14 protein-coding genes and 1 pseudogene are annotated in these 15914 nt (G+C 54.4%); 7 read left to right on the plus strand and 8 right to left on the minus strand.

Annotation, left to right across the window (positions count from 1 at the left end):
- Window positions 1-134: 134 nt before the first annotated feature.
- The 5 genes from OSO_RS0104830 to OSO_RS0104855 all read right to left on the minus strand — a co-directional run bounded on the left by OSO_RS0104830 (window position 135) and on the right by OSO_RS0104855 (window position 3771).
- A complete protein-coding gene (locus OSO_RS0104830; RefSeq protein WP_010582366.1) occupies window positions 135-467 on the minus strand; it encodes a HesB/IscA family protein in 333 nt (110 codons plus the stop codon).
- Window positions 468-761: 294 nt separating this feature from the next.
- Window positions 762-1199 (minus strand): TadE/TadG family type IV pilus assembly protein, encoded by a 438-nt coding sequence (locus OSO_RS47460; protein ID WP_010582367.1) that lies wholly within the window; start codon window positions 1197-1199, stop codon window positions 762-764.
- Window positions 1200-1210: 11 nt separating this feature from the next.
- Window positions 1211-2341: a vWA domain-containing protein gene (locus OSO_RS0104845; RefSeq protein ID WP_029246651.1), complete on the minus strand. Its 1131-nt coding sequence runs from the start codon at window positions 2339-2341 to the stop codon at window positions 1211-1213.
- A gap of 41 nt (window positions 2342-2382) precedes the next feature.
- Window positions 2383-2817 carry a TadE/TadG family type IV pilus assembly protein gene (locus OSO_RS0104850; RefSeq protein WP_010582369.1) on the minus strand — a complete coding sequence of 145 codons (435 nt, stop codon included), beginning with the start codon at window positions 2815-2817 and terminating at the stop codon, window positions 2383-2385.
- Between the two features lie 171 nt (window positions 2818-2988).
- Complete coding sequence (locus OSO_RS0104855) at window positions 2989-3771, minus strand: DUF4114 domain-containing protein (protein WP_010582370.1); 783 nt, start codon at window positions 3769-3771, stop codon at window positions 2989-2991.
- A gap of 390 nt (window positions 3772-4161) precedes the next feature.
- Between OSO_RS0104855 and OSO_RS0104860 the strand changes: the two genes are divergently transcribed.
- Window positions 4162-5076 carry a leucine-rich repeat domain-containing protein gene (locus OSO_RS0104860; RefSeq protein WP_010582371.1) on the plus strand — a complete coding sequence of 305 codons (915 nt, stop codon included), beginning with the start codon at window positions 4162-4164 and terminating at the stop codon, window positions 5074-5076.
- 252 nt (window positions 5077-5328) lie between these two features.
- Here the strand turns inward: OSO_RS0104860 and OSO_RS0104865 are convergent, their stop codons facing one another.
- The gene (locus tag OSO_RS0104865; protein ID WP_010582372.1) at window positions 5329-5664 is read right to left on the minus strand and encodes a hypothetical protein; all 336 of its coding nucleotides are present in this window, start codon (window positions 5662-5664) and stop codon (window positions 5329-5331) included.
- 287 nt (window positions 5665-5951) lie between these two features.
- On the opposite strand from OSO_RS0104865, the gene OSO_RS0104870 reads away from it, so the two are divergent.
- The gene (locus tag OSO_RS0104870) at window positions 5952-7427 is read left to right on the plus strand and encodes a DUF1501 domain-containing protein (protein ID WP_010582373.1); all 1476 of its coding nucleotides are present in this window, start codon (window positions 5952-5954) and stop codon (window positions 7425-7427) included.
- Window positions 7428-7573: 146 nt separating this feature from the next.
- Here OSO_RS0104870 and OSO_RS0104875 read toward each other — a convergent pair whose 3' ends face one another.
- Window positions 7574-7990: a hypothetical protein gene (locus tag OSO_RS0104875; protein ID WP_010582374.1), complete on the minus strand. Its 417-nt coding sequence runs from the start codon at window positions 7988-7990 to the stop codon at window positions 7574-7576.
- A 388-nt stretch (window positions 7991-8378) separates the two neighbouring features.
- Between OSO_RS0104875 and OSO_RS42160 the strand changes: the two genes are divergently transcribed.
- The 3 genes from OSO_RS42160 to OSO_RS49655 all read left to right on the plus strand — a co-directional run bounded on the left by OSO_RS42160 (window position 8379) and on the right by OSO_RS49655 (window position 13667).
- Window positions 8379-11714, plus strand: a complete 3336-nt coding sequence (locus OSO_RS42160; RefSeq protein ID WP_162130510.1) for a response regulator — start codon at window positions 8379-8381, stop codon at window positions 11712-11714.
- Between the two features lie 42 nt (window positions 11715-11756).
- Window positions 11757-12707, plus strand: a complete 951-nt coding sequence (locus tag OSO_RS0104890; protein WP_010582377.1) for an ATP-binding response regulator — start codon at window positions 11757-11759, stop codon at window positions 12705-12707.
- Window positions 12708-12803: 96 nt separating this feature from the next.
- Window positions 12804-13667, plus strand: coding sequence for a DinB family protein (locus OSO_RS49655; protein ID WP_157605032.1), 864 nt, complete (start codon window positions 12804-12806; stop codon window positions 13665-13667).
- Window positions 13668-13797: 130 nt separating this feature from the next.
- On the opposite strand, the gene OSO_RS0104905 is transcribed toward OSO_RS49655, so the two are convergent.
- Window positions 13798-14358: a GNAT family N-acetyltransferase gene (locus OSO_RS0104905; RefSeq protein WP_010582379.1), complete on the minus strand. Its 561-nt coding sequence runs from the start codon at window positions 14356-14358 to the stop codon at window positions 13798-13800.
- A 130-nt stretch (window positions 14359-14488) separates the two neighbouring features.
- On the opposite strand from OSO_RS0104905, the pseudogene OSO_RS50600 reads away from it, so the two are divergent.
- Together OSO_RS50600 and OSO_RS0104915 are read left to right on the plus strand one after the other, a co-directional pair.
- Window positions 14489-14584 (plus strand): annotated as a pseudogene (locus OSO_RS50600) (integrase core domain-containing protein); the annotation flags it as partial.
- A gap of 407 nt (window positions 14585-14991) precedes the next feature.
- Window positions 14992-15495 (plus strand): hypothetical protein, encoded by a 504-nt coding sequence (locus OSO_RS0104915; RefSeq protein WP_193378327.1) that lies wholly within the window; start codon window positions 14992-14994, stop codon window positions 15493-15495.
- Window positions 15496-15914 lie beyond the last annotated feature (419 nt).

Consider the following 15914-nt stretch of genomic DNA (forward strand, 5'->3'; position numbering starts at 1 on the left):
GAAAACAGCCGCCCCCGAAGGACTGCCGCCGCAGCGGCAAAAAAAGCAGGGCGACCAAATCCAAATGGAATCGGTCGCCCTGCTGTTCATTCTGATCGCACTGCCATCACGCGGATCGCAGATTGAGGCTCGAATCACATCGCGAAGCTGCTTCCGCAACCGCAAGTCTTCTGAGCATTGGGATTGTTGAATTTGAATCCACGGCGGTTCAGATCATCGATGAAATCGATTTCTGTTCCGTCAAGGTGCAAATCAAATCGTTTATCAACGGCCATCTTGACGCCGAATTGCTCGGTCACGAAATCCTTCGAGGTGTCCGCTTTGTCGTCGAAGTTGAACTGGTAGTCCCACCCCGAACACCCACCAGCGCGAACGCCCACTCGCAAGACATAGTCTTCGGGAATCTTGCTTTCGGTACGGATGCGCTTGATTTCGCCAGCGGCCTTTTCAGTGAGGGTCACGGCCATAATTACTCTCTCTCCTAGGGATGGAAAACCGATTGGTCTCGCCACAAATTATAGGAGATCAGCAACCAGGGGCAAGTGGGTCTTGCCGTCGCGAGGCCACAAATCGCGGTCGCGTCACCCTGAATTGTCGGTAAAGCCGCCATCTTTAGAATGCAGCCAAACAGAACGCAGGATCGAAAATCCGTTTCTGGAAAGATGGTCATCCAACATTCACATCGCCAGATCCGCGATCCCCAGCAAGAAACTCGATCACAACGCCACTCGTCAGGGCCTCGCGAACACATGCATAAACGTTTATGGAACTGAGACGGATTGCACTTCTCGGAGGAGTGTCACGGACGCATCGATCGTATTGCTGCTACGGGCAAACCATGTAATCCACGCATTTTGTGTCGGATCAAGCGCCACAGTCACCGTCACCGAAGAACTCGTGTAAGTGAGCGGACTTGGACTGATGGTGGTTTGAAAGTTCGAGATACTTAGCGCGGACATCACCCCGTTCACGGCGTTCTGAACGTCGGCGGTCGTAGCGTTCAGGGGAATTCCCGCCCGGGCTCCCTCAAACGTGGCGAGCCGAACCGATTGCTGCAGTTGTGTGATCCGAGAAAATTCCATGATCCCGAACACAAACAGCAGCAAGATCGGCAAGCACAACGAGAACTCGACGGTCGTCGCGCCGCGTCGTTTATCGTTGAGGCTTCGTCGGCCGGACTGTTTTCGAAACTGAACCATGGCACGCAATCCTACTTAACCAGCACTGCTGGCAGGCTGTCGGCGATTTTCTGAAAAGCCGTCTGCAACTGAGCCGCCGTGGCGGCGTTAAAAAACATGCCATTTCCGTTCTGTGCCGCATTCACCATCGACGTCTGGACCGAGCCCGTCGCCGCTTCACCACCAAATGTGATCACATGTGTGACAATGGACGAACCCGTTCGATACGTCGATGTCATACCAGGGATGTCAGTATTGCCCGTCGTCACCACGCCATCTGTAAGCAGAATGATCGTCCGATCTGCCGTGAGGCGAGCTCGCGAACTCGTCAATTCACCTTGCGCCAGCGTCAAACCTGCGGCAATATTCGTGTCGCCGAGTAACGGCGTCGCCCCCCATGCTGTCATACGCGACTGGACACCCGTGAAATTGGTAGACATTTGCACGTCGAGTGACGCTTGTGTCGCACTGTAATTTCCAAGCGTGTACGCTTCAGCGTACGTCACTAGTCCCAGCTTCACATCGAGATTGCGTGCCTGGAGCACCGCGATGAACGAATTGACTGCGGAATTCAGTGCCGCCCAGCGGCTGGCGGTCGGGCTTGGCGAGGTAAAGTAACTTTGCAACGGTGAATACTGAGTGCGATCAGTCGGATAGACGAACTGATTGCCACTGAGGTCAAACGACATGGATGCGGATCGATCCAGCACAAGTACGATGTCGTGGCTGATTCGGGTCGCGAATGAGACTTCCGAGCAGGTGTAGTTCCCGGTGGGAATCATGGCTCCGAATGGAAGTGCAATCGTCGCCGTCCCGGTGACTTGCACGCTATTCATCGGTGTGCCATTCAGAGTGAACAGGTACGATCCGTTGGCCTGTTTGGTGGCATTCCCGTATTGGAAATTCCCGCTGGGAATTGAAATCGTCTGTCCATAGACCGTGTTACTCGCAGCGACCGACTTGCCGAAGTTTGTTGCGGTCGTTTTTGCTTGCGTCACCCCAAAGTTGACGAGTGCCGCCTTGGCGGCGGAATCGCAACTCAGCCGAAGTTCCGTCTGCGCCAGTTCGATGCACGCGATATTGATTGAGTAACCGACGAAAATCATGATCAGCGGCATCATGAAGGCCACCACGGGCATCATGGCGCCACGGCGTTCAGCCATTTTGCCAGCTGTCGTTCTTTGACGTTTCATGCGAAATCCCCTCATTCAACGACCAGCGTTGCATTGACCGTGACCGAACTGGATGAGTTGATCACCACAGAGGTCAACGAATTCTGACTAAGCGGAGCGTTTACGGTGACGGTCACTGCCGTTTGAGGAGAGACGCTGCTGAGGTTCGATGGGCTCACCGTCACGGTCGCTCCGTTCACCCCCAGTTGGGTCAGCATGTTATTGCAATAGGCGACGACGGAACTGGCCGATGCGGCGCTCGTTTGCGAGGTCGTGGGCCGGGTCGCCAACCGCGCGGATTCATACGCGGCAGCAACCATCCGTGTCCGCAGCATGATTTTGTTGTTGTATTCCAGCATCCCAAACGTGAGTGCCAACAGGAATGGCAAGCTGACGGCAAGTTCGACCGATGCAGCACCACGTCTGGATCGCGTCGGAACGCGGCGGGTTTGAGTCTTGGCCAGCATGATCAACGTATTCCCGTCGCTCGACGAGTCCCCTGATGGGTTCGTCCTCGTGAGCGATGCGATGGGTCAGAATGCAGAAACAGCACATCGGATGGAGACAGTCTTGGCGACACGCACCACCCACAACACCCGAGGCCATCGTGACGTCGCGCCTCGGACGACTGACGATTGCTATTTGGGCAGCGAATTCGGATTTCGCCAGATCAACGCATTCATGGGGCCCACGTCAACGACGAAGATCACGTCGTTACAGTCTTTATCACCCCCGCCGTACATGTCTTCGAAACCGATGACGATGTACTGACTGTTGTCAGGAAAGAACGCGATCATGTGCTGGAAGTTGTCCGCATTGTTGTTCGTTCCGTTGTAGTAGACCGACTCGGGGACCGCACTCGAACTCAAATTGCCCATCAGAAAAAAGGCGAGCTGCTGCCCGGCTTTGACGGTCGGCAACTGAACGAAGTCACCATACAGCAGGGGCTCTGCCTGCGTACGAGTCGAACCTCCAGCGCCGCACATGCCTGCTGGCGAACTGGCGTTCGGCAGGATTGTGAAGGTATTTCCGCTGAGAACGGACGTGGACGGCGCACTCAACGTGGCAATCGTTGCTCCGAGGCCGTTCTTGTAACAGGCCCCATCTTTCAGGAAGTAGACGCGTGGGGCGTAGTCAAACAAGAAATACAGTCGCTGAGGGTCCAACTGGTACAGTCCGGCTCCCGTGAAGGCGACACCTTCCGGTAGCATCTGATTGCAGTAGTTGGTGTAGGTGGACTTTTTTGCCTCGAAGCTTTGCGCCGTCGAATCACTTCCGTAGGTCTGCGCCCGATCGATCACAGAGAGACCCAATGGTCGGTAGGTCGACTGGATCGAAGTATAAGTCCCCGCGATCACGGTGGCCGAGAATCCGACGACCGCGAAAAGTCCTAACAGCAATCTCCAGTGTTTCGATTTCATGTTTGTGCCCTAAAACGTTGAGATCGTCCGACCTGCCGCAAATCCATCAAGCGGCTATTGATCACTCTCGCACTCGCGGACGACAGACCGTTTGTGTTGGGGTCGAGAATTCGAGGAATTAAAAAATGACTCGATGCCATGCAACCTAGGTCACGTTTGACCACTGTCAAATTGTGAGCGAAGGTTTTTCCGCAGAATCGGAAAAGACGTGCGTCCGGAATGGATTCGCAACCTTTCGACGTTGTGGCACCCTTGCCAGAGGCGAATTGACGGACTTGGTCGTGGGAGCGATATTAGACGGTGCGTGGCCAAGTTCGCCTGAACAGATGCGTTCTCTGCAGTTGGCCCGAAACGGAATTGAACGGATTCGGCTGTTGCAGGAGGCAGAAGATGTATTTCCCACGCGTGCTGGCAACGATCTTATGTCTGTCCACGGTGACGGTTGCCGTTGGACAAGACGGTCCCGCGATCGAAATTCTCGAACGGGAAGGGGCCATTGTGCAGCGCGTGGATTCGCTGCCGGATGGGCCAGTCTCGGTCGTGACGTACAATTTGCGGCAAGTGACGGACGAAGGAAATCGGGCACTGAAAGAACTGTTCGAGCTTCCGGCCATCGAATTCCTGGGAACAGGTGACACCGAGCTTCAACCAGCCACCCTGCGCGCCCTACAAGGCAAGCGCTCCCTGAAACGCCTCTCAATTTCGTTCGCAAAAATCAGCGACGACAGCGCTAAGCTACTCGGCACACTCAGAAGTCTCGAGGTGTTGGAGCTTCGAGCACAGGTTGAGATCCACCCAAAGGTCTTGGGCGAGGTCTTTAATCTCACTAGTTTGAAAGAATTGACATTGTCGGATCGTCTCGCGGACGACCCTGCCATGGAAGAGCTGCGCAGAATGCCCTACCTGAAGACGCTGACCGTTCGCAGTGTCTTTGTGTCCGACGCGGGACTGGCTTCATTGCGACAGGTCAAAAGCTTGCGAAATCTGCGGATTTTGCTGGGCCCCAAGGTGACGGAAGAAGGTGTCCGGCATTTATCGGAGCTGGATCTGGCAGATCTTGATATCACCTATTTGAACGTCACCGACAAAGAGCTGAAGTCTTTACGAAAATTCAAAGGTTTGAAAGGCCTACGACTGGTGAGCGCCGCGAAGGTGACTGACGAGGCAGTCCCGTTTCTCTCCGAATTGTCGGAACTGAAACGTCTCGATATCGCCGATGCCAAACTGTCGAAAGCCGGCATCGGACAGCTTGAACGTGCTCTTCCAAACTGCAAGATCGCCTACGATTCGATTCCTCGAAATTGAGATTCAGGTCTGATTTCCGTCACTCGCTGGCAATCGTTCACACGGCGGGGACTGGCTCATTTTCCCGCGATAAAGGGCAGGATGATCTTCGTCGATGCACTGTGGATTCCAATTGAACCGGGAACATGTGCCTGCCCCTCTCTCTTCGCGCTGTGAACGGTTGCCACTCTGGCAAGGCCGTCTCACGCAAATACGAACTCAACATTGGCACGACGGTTTAAAGCGGTACCCGCCGTGAGCGGGATTGCCCCCTCATGTGGCGTCTTGTGGGAACGTGATTGGCTGAAATTCAGAAAAGAGATGTTGCGACTCCTTCAGCGACGAAAGAGGTACGTACTCGCACGCTGCCTCGAATTCCTGCCAAAGCGCAAGAATGACAGGATTGTGGTGTGCCTGCTCGATCGCCTCCGACGACTTCCATTCGAAGACTTCCAGAATTGTCCCATCGGCCGCTTCCATCACGTAGCATTGCCGGTCTGTGACGAGCCCCTGGTCAGAAAGAATTCCCCAGTGCTTTTTGATGACCGCGGCCAACTCGTTGCGTTTCCCGAGCTTCGGTTTAAAGGCCGCAATGACGACACGTGGCATGGATCGGGGCCATTTCTTGAGGAAGCGGGCCGCAACGACACCCGACAGTTTCGGAAATAGGTTCGGTATCGTACAAGTGAATTTGGCGACCAGCAATAAGATATCGCTGCAACATGCTGTGGAACTGACTACAATTGGGCACACTGACGCCCATGATGTAACGTGTTCATTGAGTTGGAGACGGACGCATTTTCTTTGCAGAATACGTGAGACAGAGTGCGAGGCATTTGCGAGCCAGTCACTCGTTGCCAATGAAAATGGATCTACCACTAAACTCTGGCGCGTGAATGGTGACGCCAACCATTTTCGGCTTCGAAGAGCGACATTGCCAAGCGGAGAAGAGCGTGTTTGATCGATTGAACGAATTGACTCGTCGTCATTTCCTGGGCAGAGTGGGAACCGGACTCGGCGCGACCGCGCTGGCTTCGCTGTTGCAACGCGATGCAGTCGCTGGCCCAGCAGGTCGCGATCACTTTCCTGCGAAGGTCAAACGTGTGATCTGGATGTTCCAGTCGGGGGCTCCGTCCCAAATGGAATTATTTGATCACAAACCGCGCTTGGCCGAATTCCACAAGCAAGAACTGCCCGCATCGATCCGAATGGGCCAGCGTTTGACGGGCATGACATCGGGGCAGTCGAGTTTTCCGGTGGTCGCGTCGAAGTTCCAGTTCGCACAGCACGGACAATCCGGAATGTGGATGAGCGAACTGCTGCCTTACACCTCCAAAATTGTCGACGACCTTTGTCTGATTCGATCGATGCACACCGAGGCGATCAATCACGATCCGGCGATCACATTTATACAAACCGGCAGCCAACTTCCGGGCCGGCCCAGTTTTGGATCGTGGGTCGACTACGGGTTGGGGACCATGAATGAAAATTTGCCGGCGTTCGTCGTCATGATCTCCAAGTCCGGAACCAAAGGGCAGGGGCTGTTGGCCCGATTGTGGGGCAGCGGATTCCTTCCATCGGAACATCAGGGTGTGAAACTGCGCGGCGTGGGCGACCCCGTACTGTATTTGTCTGATCCTCAGGGAATGGACCGCGAAGGTCGCCGTCAAATGCTGGATGGCTTGGCGGAACTGAATCAACTGGAGTTCGCGGACGTCGGTGATCCCGAAATCAAGGCCCGCATCGCCCAGTATGAACTGGCGTTCCGGATGCAGTCATCTGTACCAGAACTGATGGACCTGTCGCAAGAATCTGAAAAGACGTTTGAAATGTATGGCGAGGACGCCCGTAAGCCGGGATCATACGCCGCCAATTGCCTTTTGGCCCGGCGACTTGTTGAACGCGGAGTTCGCTTCATTCAGCTCTATCACCGCGATTGGGACCACCATGGCGGACTGCCAGAACGCATGGTTCAGCAATGCAAGGAGACCGATCAAGCCTCGGCGGCACTCGTTCAGGATTTGAAACAGCGCGGGTTGCTCGATGAAACGCTTGTGATTTGGTCGGGCGAGTTCGGACGCACGGTGTACTGCCAGGGGGCCATCACCGATACCACTTACGGTCGCGACCATCATCCGCGTTGCTTCTCGCTCTGGATGGCGGGCGGGGGCGTCAAAGGCGGTCTGACATTCGGCGAGACCGACGATTACTCGTACAACATCGTCCGCGATCCCGTACACGTTCATGATCTGCAGGCGACAATTCTGCACCAGTTAGGCATTGATCACACACGGCTCACCTATCGATTTCAGGGACGCGATTTCCGCCTGACGGATGTCCATGGCCGCGTTGTGAATGAAATTCTCAGTTGACCGCGAGCGCGTCGGTTTGATGGGGCGCCGCTTTCAAGATCCGTTTTGTGCCCCTGGCGATTCCGCGATCGCCAGGGGCACAAAATTACGAACCCCAACATCCTTCACGGCGTTGCCTGGTCGGGCATCAATCTCGTACTCGGGGACTACGTGCCCGCCGTCGCTGGAACATCGACGCTCTCGCGCGCCATATCTGCTTCGCCATATCCCTGCCCTTGTGGCCAGATGTGGAATCCCCCTTTCCAGGCGGAGTTCACTTCCCACACACCCCAGATCCCACGACCTTCGTTGTAGCCCTGATACGCGACGGCATGCATCCCCAGGTACTGCTTCGTCCACGAGCAGCGCCCCGATTCGCAGTCATAGTGTCCCGTGATCGCAAACGCACCGACAAAATCTCGGCCTTCGCCAGAAAACGCCCCATCGCGGAACGTCAAAACGAGTTCCATGTTGTTCCGATTTTTTGCGCCCGGTTGCAGAAAATAACCTTCCCAAGGGCCAGACGGAAACCGATCGTCTTGTTCGTTGTCTGCAATCGTTCGATCATTTGATGAGGAAGTCATAGCGGTCTCCTGCGCGGGGGACTTGGAGCGTTTCTGCGATGCCCGACAGTGGGATTGTTCGGAGCCGTCCACTGGAGGTCAAATTGCCGAATTCCGAATCCCATTTTGCTCGTACAAGATTGGCGGATTTCGGCGCAGATCGAAGGGCGGTGGCGAGCGCAGACGTCAGTCAGTACGAACCCGACGAAATGCACGAGAAAGGATGGTCGAAATTCGTGAGATGCCGTAGACTGGTCACCGCCCCATCAACTGACGTTCGTGTCTCCGCTCTTACTCAAGCACCCCAGCTTGTGTTGATGGCTCACTCGTAGTCGACATTTGATCCCCAATTTGTTCGTGTTTCCGAAACAGGTTCATTGATGTTCAACCGATGACGAAGGGCGTTGAGATGCCACGACTGTTGGTGGTGGAACGCGACGCGGCCAGACGCGATTCACTCATCTACGTTCTTTCGCAGGCTGGCAACGACGTACGCAGCGCCTCAAAGGGCGATGTGATCGAATTTGCAGCAGACTCTGATCTGCTGATCATCGGCGATGGTGACTTGTCGCTGCTCGAAGAAGTGCCGCGAGTGAACGGGAAGTTGACGATCCCGATCCTGGCTCTGATTAATCCCGGTAATTGCGAGGGAATTCTCGCATGTCTGGCCGCGGGGGTAGCCGGCGTCTTTTCACGGCAGCGAACCAGTCTCGAAATCGTGGACAAAGTCAGATCACTGGTTCAACCCGTTCTGGGTAATGCAGCGTCGAACCAGGAATGCTGTACGGGCTATCCCGAGCGAAATCACGAGACGGAATATCGACAGGCGGATCTAATCGCGGCACTCGATGCCGGGTGCGAGGACATTGTTCGACTTCAGGAACAGTATGAGCTTGAACTAAGCCATCGCCGCAAGGTCGAACAAGCCTTGATGGAGTCGGAAGCGTTTTATCAATCACTGGTGGAGACACTGCCACTGGCGATGCTTCGCAAGGATCTCGACGGCCGGTTTACGTTCGCTAATCGACTGCTGTCCGATGCCTTCAAGCGGCCGGCCGAAGAAATCATGGGGAAAAGTGATCACGATTTCTTTCCTCGAGAATTGGCGGAAAAGTATCGCGCCGACGATCGTCGAGTCATCGAGACTCGCTGCAATTTCGAAACCACTGAAGAATTTCAAACACCGACGGGCGAACAGCGATACACCCATGTCGTCAAGAGTCCGGTTTACGACACGGCCGGAAACCTGGTCGGTATTCAGGGAATTTTTTCCGACGTCACCGAGAAAGAGCGCGCGGAACGAGAACTGGTGCAAACGAAAGCCCGATTGCAGGCCGTCCTCGATGCGGCAACACAGGTTGCCATCATTTCGACGGACGTGGACGGCGCGATCAGTCTATTCAATACCGGTGCCGAACGGATGTTGGGGTACACCACCGAAGAAATGCTGGGCCGCAGCCCGGAAGTCTTCCATTTACCAGAGGAAATCCAGGCCCGCAGTGACGAGCTTTCGCGTGAATTTGGACATCAGATCCGCGGATTCGATGTGTTCGTGGCGTACGCCCGCCGCGGCGATCATGATGAACGCGAATGGACGTATGTTCGCAAGGATGGCAGCCATATCCGCGTGATGTTGTCTGTCACTTCAAAACGTGACGCTGACGGGCACGCGAACGGCTTCCTGGGGATCGCGACCGACATCTCGGCCCGCCATCGTGCCGAAGCCGAACTTCTTAAGGCCAAAGAAGCGGCCGAAGCAGCGAACCGCGCGAAGAGCGACTTTCTGGCCAATATGAGTCATGAAATCCGCACCCCGCTCAATGCGATCATCGGGATGACGGAACTGGTCCGGGATACAGATCTCAATACAACACAGCGCGAATATCTCGCCATGGTGCAGGAATCTGGTGAGTCCCTGTTATCTGTGATTAACGACATTCTTGATTTCTCGAAGATCGAAGCCGGAAAGCTCAGCCTGGAACGGGTGAGCTTCAATCTTCGCGAGATGCTGGGCGATACGATGAAATCGCTGGCACTCCGCGCGCACCGCAAGCGTTTAGAACTGGCGTGTCACGTGGCCCATGGTGTGCCGGCCGCCGTTGAAGGCGATCCGCACCGCCTTCGGCAAATTGTTGTCAACCTGGTCGGAAACGCCATCAAATTCACCGAACGCGGTGAAGTTGTGCTGGATGTCGAAGCCGAATACACGTCAGGTGACGAGTTAATCCTGCATTTCCGCGTGACGGATACCGGAATCGGCATTTCCGCCGATCAGTTGCACACAATTTTCGAGGCATTCGAACAGGCTGACACCTCGACAACACGCCGGTATGGCGGGACCGGACTCGGATTGGCCATCTCGTCTCGGCTCGTCGAATTGATGCAAGGGCGGATTTGGGTTGAAAGCGAACTGAACTGCGGAAGCACGTTTCATTTTCTCGCGAAGTTCTCGATGTCCTCGCCCGAAGCCGAAGCCCGGGAATCAACGATCTATCCGCCGATGCTGCATGGGCTGCGCGTTCTGATTGTGGACGACAACGCCACAAACCGTCGAATTCTGATCGAAATCTTGACGAACTGGCAGATGAATCCCGTCGCCGTTTCATGCGTGACAGATGCCATTTCCGAGTTGCGAACGATGTCGACGGACGGGCAGCCGTACGCCATGGTGCTGACAGATGCGAACATGCCCGATGTCGACGGATTCGAACTGGCACGGCAGATCCACGAAAATCCGATTCTCTGTCGCTCGATGGTCATGATGCTGACTTCGGGCGATCGACCGGGCGACATCAGCCGATGCGGGCAATTGGGAGTGTCAGCCTATCTGGTCAAACCGATCAAGCAATCGGAACTGCTCGATGCCATTCTTGTCGCGGTGGGCGGCCAGTCTTCGCTCACCGGCTGTCTCGACAAGTCGCTCAGCTCTGCACGCAAGGCGACGCAGTCCAAATCCGTCCTCCTGGCCGAAGACAGTTTGATTAATCAAAAGCTGGCGATTGGGCTGCTGGAAAAATGGGGGCATCGCGTGACAGTGGCGAACGACGGACAAGAGGCGGTGAACTTGTCTGGGCAATACATATTCGATCTCGCCCTGATGGATGTTCAAATGCCAGAGATGGATGGATTGGATGCGACACGTGCCATTCGCCGACGCGAGATCTTGACGGGAGTACACCTTCCGATTCTCGCCATGACAGCCCATGCGATGAAGGGTGACCGCGAACGATGCCTGGCAGCGGGGATGGACGACTATTTAATGAAGCCGATTCGTGCAGAGCAACTTTTCCAGGCGATCGAACGAGTTGGCGTCGCGACGGAATCGAAAGGCCAGGGCGAGCTCCCTGGTGGCCCGACAATGGAATCGACACCGATGGGATTGGATCATGTCGACTGGGATTTGGCCCATCAGGCCGTCAATCACGATGTGTCGTTACTGAACCATGTGATTGAAGCGTTTCTTGAAGAGTGTCCGCAACTGATTGTCACATTGGACGAGTCCGTGCCGGCCCAGGATTGGAAACGCTTTCAGCGCGCCGCCCATACCATGAAAAGCGCGCTTCGAATGTTTGGCGTGTCGAACTTGGCCGATGACGTCGAACGCTTGGAACTTGCGGCGAAAACGGGACAGCTTCAAGAGGATCTCGGAACCGTCTTAAGTGTCGTCGTTCAACGCGTACGAGGAATTCTGGAGGAAATGTCGACATACTTGCAGTCGGCAAGCGGCAATGCCAGTATCGGATGATGTGAAGAACGTTTTTCTTGATGCATCAGTCAGGTTAATTGCATGCCCACGATCTTGATCGTTGACGATTCCGCAACCGACCGGCGGCTCGCTGGCGGCTTGGTTGGTTCCATCGGCGATGCGACCGTCGAATATGCGATTGACGGCGGCGATGCCCTGATCAAAATGGAACTCCATGTTCCCGATGTGGTCATTACCGACCTCGACATGCCTTCCATCAACGGACTCGAATTGGTCAATGTGATTCGCAAGGCCTATCCCGTGACGCCTGTGATCCTGATGACGGCACAAGGCAGCGAAGAAATCGCTGTTAAGGCCCTGAAAGCGGGGGCATCAAGCTATGTTCCCAAGCGACAGCTTCATCATCATTTGAGTCAAACCGTTCAGCAGGTGCTTCAGGCCGCCCGAGTGGACCGAGCCCATCTTCGACTGATGCGACGATTGATTCGTCAAGAACTTGAGTTCGTGCTCGAAAATGACGAAGAATTGCTGATGTCGCTCGTTCAGTATTTGCAAGATACGTCGTACGCCATGGGAATCGTCGATGAGTCGGATCGAGTTCGAATCGGTGTCGCGTTGCAAGAGGCGCTCACGAATGCCAGCTTTCATGGAAACCTGGAACTGAGTTCGTCACTGCGTGAAGGCGATCACCGAACGTATTATGACTTGGCCGCTCAACGTGCCCGGCTTCCACCCTGGTCGAATCGACGAATCCATGTGATTGCTCGATTCACGGCAGAACAGGTCGAATTTACGATTCGCGACGAAGGGCCGGGATTTGATCCGACCTGTTTGCCAGATCCGACGGATTCAGCCAATCTCGAACGTCCTTGTGGACGCGGACTGCTGCTCATTCACAACTTCATGGATGAAGTGCGACACAATGAGCTGGGGAATGAAGTGACATTGGTGAAGCGACGAAAAGAGACCAGCGATCTCACGCTCGTCGACGAACCGTTCCCAGGCGGCTTGCCCGATTCGTCCCCAAATTGATTTCTGATCACGGCGTCCGAACCGAAATCGGTGGCGGATCGTCTGGATCTCATTCTTTCATTAATCGCGATTGATCTAGATCGAGGACAATTGAAGATGACGACTCATCACTTCCTCAGCGCCGACGCCATTGACGATGTCATGGTGCTGGAACTGCAAGACAATATCAGCAATATGCCCGACCATACGATTCTGAACGAACTCGAAGAGATTCGACGTCAGCGGCGTGAGATTGGTGCCACGAAACTGATCTTCGACCTTGGAAAGGCCCAGTATTTCGGTTCCACGCTGCTCGAATTGATTCGTGTCGTTTGGAACGATTTGACGGCCCTGAAAGGAAAACTCGTCCTTTGCAACCCCTCGCCGTTCGGCCGCGAGATTCTCGAGATCGCCAAATTTCATCTGATCTGGCCGTTGCTCGAAACGCGTGCCGAGGCGCTTGCCATGTTGGGGTCTGGCCCCAATGTTGCTAGCTGGCCCACAGAGCTGCAGGAATCTCTGACAAAATACGAGCGAGGGCCCGAGGAACTGCGACAAGCACTGAAGGGATTTTCCGCGATCGAATTGCGGACACCGGCGCCGCCAGGCGTTTGGAGCGTGCATCAAATCGTGTGTCATATTGCCGATTTTGAGTTGGTGTACGCCGATCGGATGAAACGCGTCGTGGCAGAAGACCAGCCGACGATGTTCGGAGGTGATCCGGATGTCTTCGCCGAGAAACTCGCTTATGCACAGCGTCACCTTGAGGAAGAACTCGACGTCATCACGGCGGTGCGACGTCAGACGTCAAGGTTCTTGAAAACGCTAGTTGCCCATGACTTTGAACGCACGGGAATCCATTCCGTCGACGGTCCATTGACACTTCAGGTTCTGCTGGGCCGCATTGCGGGCCATATTCCCCATCATTTAAAACTAATCGAAGGAAAGCGCCAAACCTTCACGAGCCGTCAATCGAATTAGCGCCCATTTCATAACGAGAAATGGCAAAGAAGCTGCGCACCACGAAGGCTGTTGAAGTAGCGGGACTGGCTCCGATCGGATTAAACAACGCCATGACCAAGTGAATGCCAAAGTGCGCGTCCCCCTGACTTCAACAGGCCGGTAGGGGATGTGCTGAGGGATGATGGAGGTCGAGACCGTAAACAACTTCATGGATCGATTCTCCGTAACGCCCCTTTTGGCAAGCAACATAGAACGATTCGCGTTTCATTCCCAGCTTGACCATCACCCGTTGCGAGTTGACATTCCGAACGTCCGTTGACGCCCAGATTCGCGAGAGGCCGAATGCCTGGATACCCCACGTCAACGCCGCTCGGGCCGCTTCAGTCGCAATGCCTCGGCCCCACCATACGCGTCCGATCGCATAACCTAGCATCGCGGTCCGCGTCCCGGCGTTAACTTCCAGGTTCACCGTTCCAATAAGATTGTCATCGAGCACCACCGCGAACGTCGGAGACTTGTCCCACGAAAGGGACATGTTTCGCCTGACAAACACCTCCGAGTCCTGCATGGTGAATGGCAGCGGAATATGCGGCAGAAAGCGAGCGAACTCCTCATCATTTCGATACGCATTTGCGTCAGCGACATCGCCCGCCTGGAATGGCCGAAGTACCAGCCGTTCGGTGTGAAGTTCGATTTGCGCGGCCATCATATGAGCCTGACCATAGTCGAAATCCCTGTTTCCACTTGGCCTATCGAAGACCGCGTTTGAAATCGGAAGCCCCAGACTGGATCATGGAAACCGTGTCGGGATCGAATGGCAATTTCAACTTTTGTATTCTCTCAAGTCAAGAGGATGGGAATACAACGAGGTCCGTCCTCATAGCTCGCTTGGGTATCGAACCCCGGCGGAATTCGCGCGAACGTGTGGTCCTTCCGCTCCGGCTCCAGACCCACACGTTCCCCCTACAATCGTGACTCTTATTCCAACTGGTACAGAAACCACCAGCAGGCCAGGATCATGAAGTCGATTGCGAACGGCGAGCAAATCCTGAATGTCAGTGAGAAAATGGCGAGAGTTCAGGCCGTTGCGAGGATCGTTGAAAGGACAGGCGGAAAAGCTATCACGTACGCGCCACGGAGCTTTAACGGGTTAAGCAAGAATACAATGGAAGCAAATCGTAGCTAGATTCGATATTAGGCTAAGTCGAAAGAAAGTCCAACTATTGATATCGGGCGCCAGCCAACGATTCGCCCTGATGGTCCAAGTCCGTTCTGCGGCATGGAGAATCGCTCGCTCCGCTACTGGCATATTTATACGCCGTTTTAGGACTTGGAGTAGATAGTGATGATAGAAATGACAATAAGTGAATTCGAAGCGTCGATCGAGAATAACTTTGGCTTTCTGAAAACGAAATATGGCTTTGATAGACGTGAAATTCAAAACATCAATGATGATCCTCGTGATGCATACCTACTTGCTCGATTCTCAAGAGATGATGAGAGAATTGACATTGCTTGGAATGAAATGGCGAAGTCGTTGAGCATTCTCATTCGCCTATCTAACAATGAGTTAGGACGAAAGGAGCGCTACGTATACTTCGAGCCGTTCGTTGAGTTCTTGTCGAAAGATGAATTATTGCCAATCGCGCCTCAACTGTTTCCTCGGATGTCCATGAAGGCAATCGAGTCCGTGATGCGGCAACGAAACGAGGCCTTCAGAGATGGCATCTCAAGCAAGATGGCTTTGCTAGGTGAGAAGCTTCGACAGTATCTTGACATTGTGCGATCATCGCCGATTGAAATTATCCGAGAATACGAGAAATGGTATGAAGCTCGGACTTCATAACTGACACCGCGTTGTTACCCTTTCAACTCGCAGGGCAATCGAGCGTCGAAGTCAAGGATTGATTATTGCATGAGGAAGCGGTCAGGAAAGCCCTCGGATTTGGGGCTTTGATTTCTCTGATCTCTTCCAGCGGAGTCAACTCGTGTCCTCATTATTTGTTGAAACAGTTACGATGTACATTGAAGATGATACAGGCAATGGCAAAGGAGGCATTCCACTTTTCGAGAAGCCCTCACTCGGCCGGGTTGGCTAGATTTGATCTTGTGTAATTGCGGTGCTGTGACACCCAAAGCACCTCAGACTCTCACAGTCAGTCGTCGTTCACCTAGAGCAATGGAGTCGTCTACAGCCAGGGATATGTCAATCCGGCATCATTCTCAGGCGGCAGTGGAGTCGCGTATACCAGCTTCGCATTCCGG

Source organism: Schlesneria paludicola DSM 18645 (assembly GCF_000255655.1).
In the GTDB taxonomy this organism is placed as follows: domain Bacteria; phylum Planctomycetota; class Planctomycetia; order Planctomycetales; family Planctomycetaceae; genus Schlesneria; species Schlesneria paludicola.

What these genes read in the sequence shown, in the direction of transcription:
- OSO_RS0104890 (WP_010582377.1), top strand. Translation starts at nt 11,757, where the DNA reads ATGCCCACGATCTTGATCGTTGACGATTCCGCAACCGACCGGCGGCTC.
- OSO_RS0104830 (WP_010582366.1), bottom strand. Translation starts at nt 467, where the DNA reads ATGGCCGTGACCCTCACTGAAAAGGCCGCTGGCGAAATCAAGCGCATC.
- OSO_RS0104875 (WP_010582374.1), bottom strand. Translation starts at nt 7,990, where the DNA reads ATGACTTCCTCATCAAATGATCGAACGATTGCAGACAACGAACAAGAC.
- OSO_RS0104845 (WP_029246651.1), bottom strand. Translation starts at nt 2,341, where the DNA reads ATGGCTGAACGCCGTGGCGCCATGATGCCCGTGGTGGCCTTCATGATG.
- OSO_RS42160 (WP_162130510.1), top strand. Translation starts at nt 8,379, where the DNA reads ATGCCACGACTGTTGGTGGTGGAACGCGACGCGGCCAGACGCGATTCA.
- OSO_RS0104860 (WP_010582371.1), top strand. Translation starts at nt 4,162, where the DNA reads ATGTATTTCCCACGCGTGCTGGCAACGATCTTATGTCTGTCCACGGTG.
- OSO_RS49655 (WP_157605032.1), top strand. Translation starts at nt 12,804, where the DNA reads ATGACGACTCATCACTTCCTCAGCGCCGACGCCATTGACGATGTCATG.
- OSO_RS0104855 (WP_010582370.1), bottom strand. Translation starts at nt 3,771, where the DNA reads ATGAAATCGAAACACTGGAGATTGCTGTTAGGACTTTTCGCGGTCGTC.
- OSO_RS0104850 (WP_010582369.1), bottom strand. Translation starts at nt 2,817, where the DNA reads ATGCTGGCCAAGACTCAAACCCGCCGCGTTCCGACGCGATCCAGACGT.
- OSO_RS0104865 (WP_010582372.1), bottom strand. Translation starts at nt 5,664, where the DNA reads ATGCCACGTGTCGTCATTGCGGCCTTTAAACCGAAGCTCGGGAAACGC.
- OSO_RS0104905 (WP_010582379.1), bottom strand. Translation starts at nt 14,358, where the DNA reads ATGATGGCCGCGCAAATCGAACTTCACACCGAACGGCTGGTACTTCGG.
- OSO_RS0104870 (WP_010582373.1), top strand. Translation starts at nt 5,952, where the DNA reads ATGGTGACGCCAACCATTTTCGGCTTCGAAGAGCGACATTGCCAAGCG.
- OSO_RS47460 (WP_010582367.1), bottom strand. Translation starts at nt 1,199, where the DNA reads ATGGTTCAGTTTCGAAAACAGTCCGGCCGACGAAGCCTCAACGATAAA.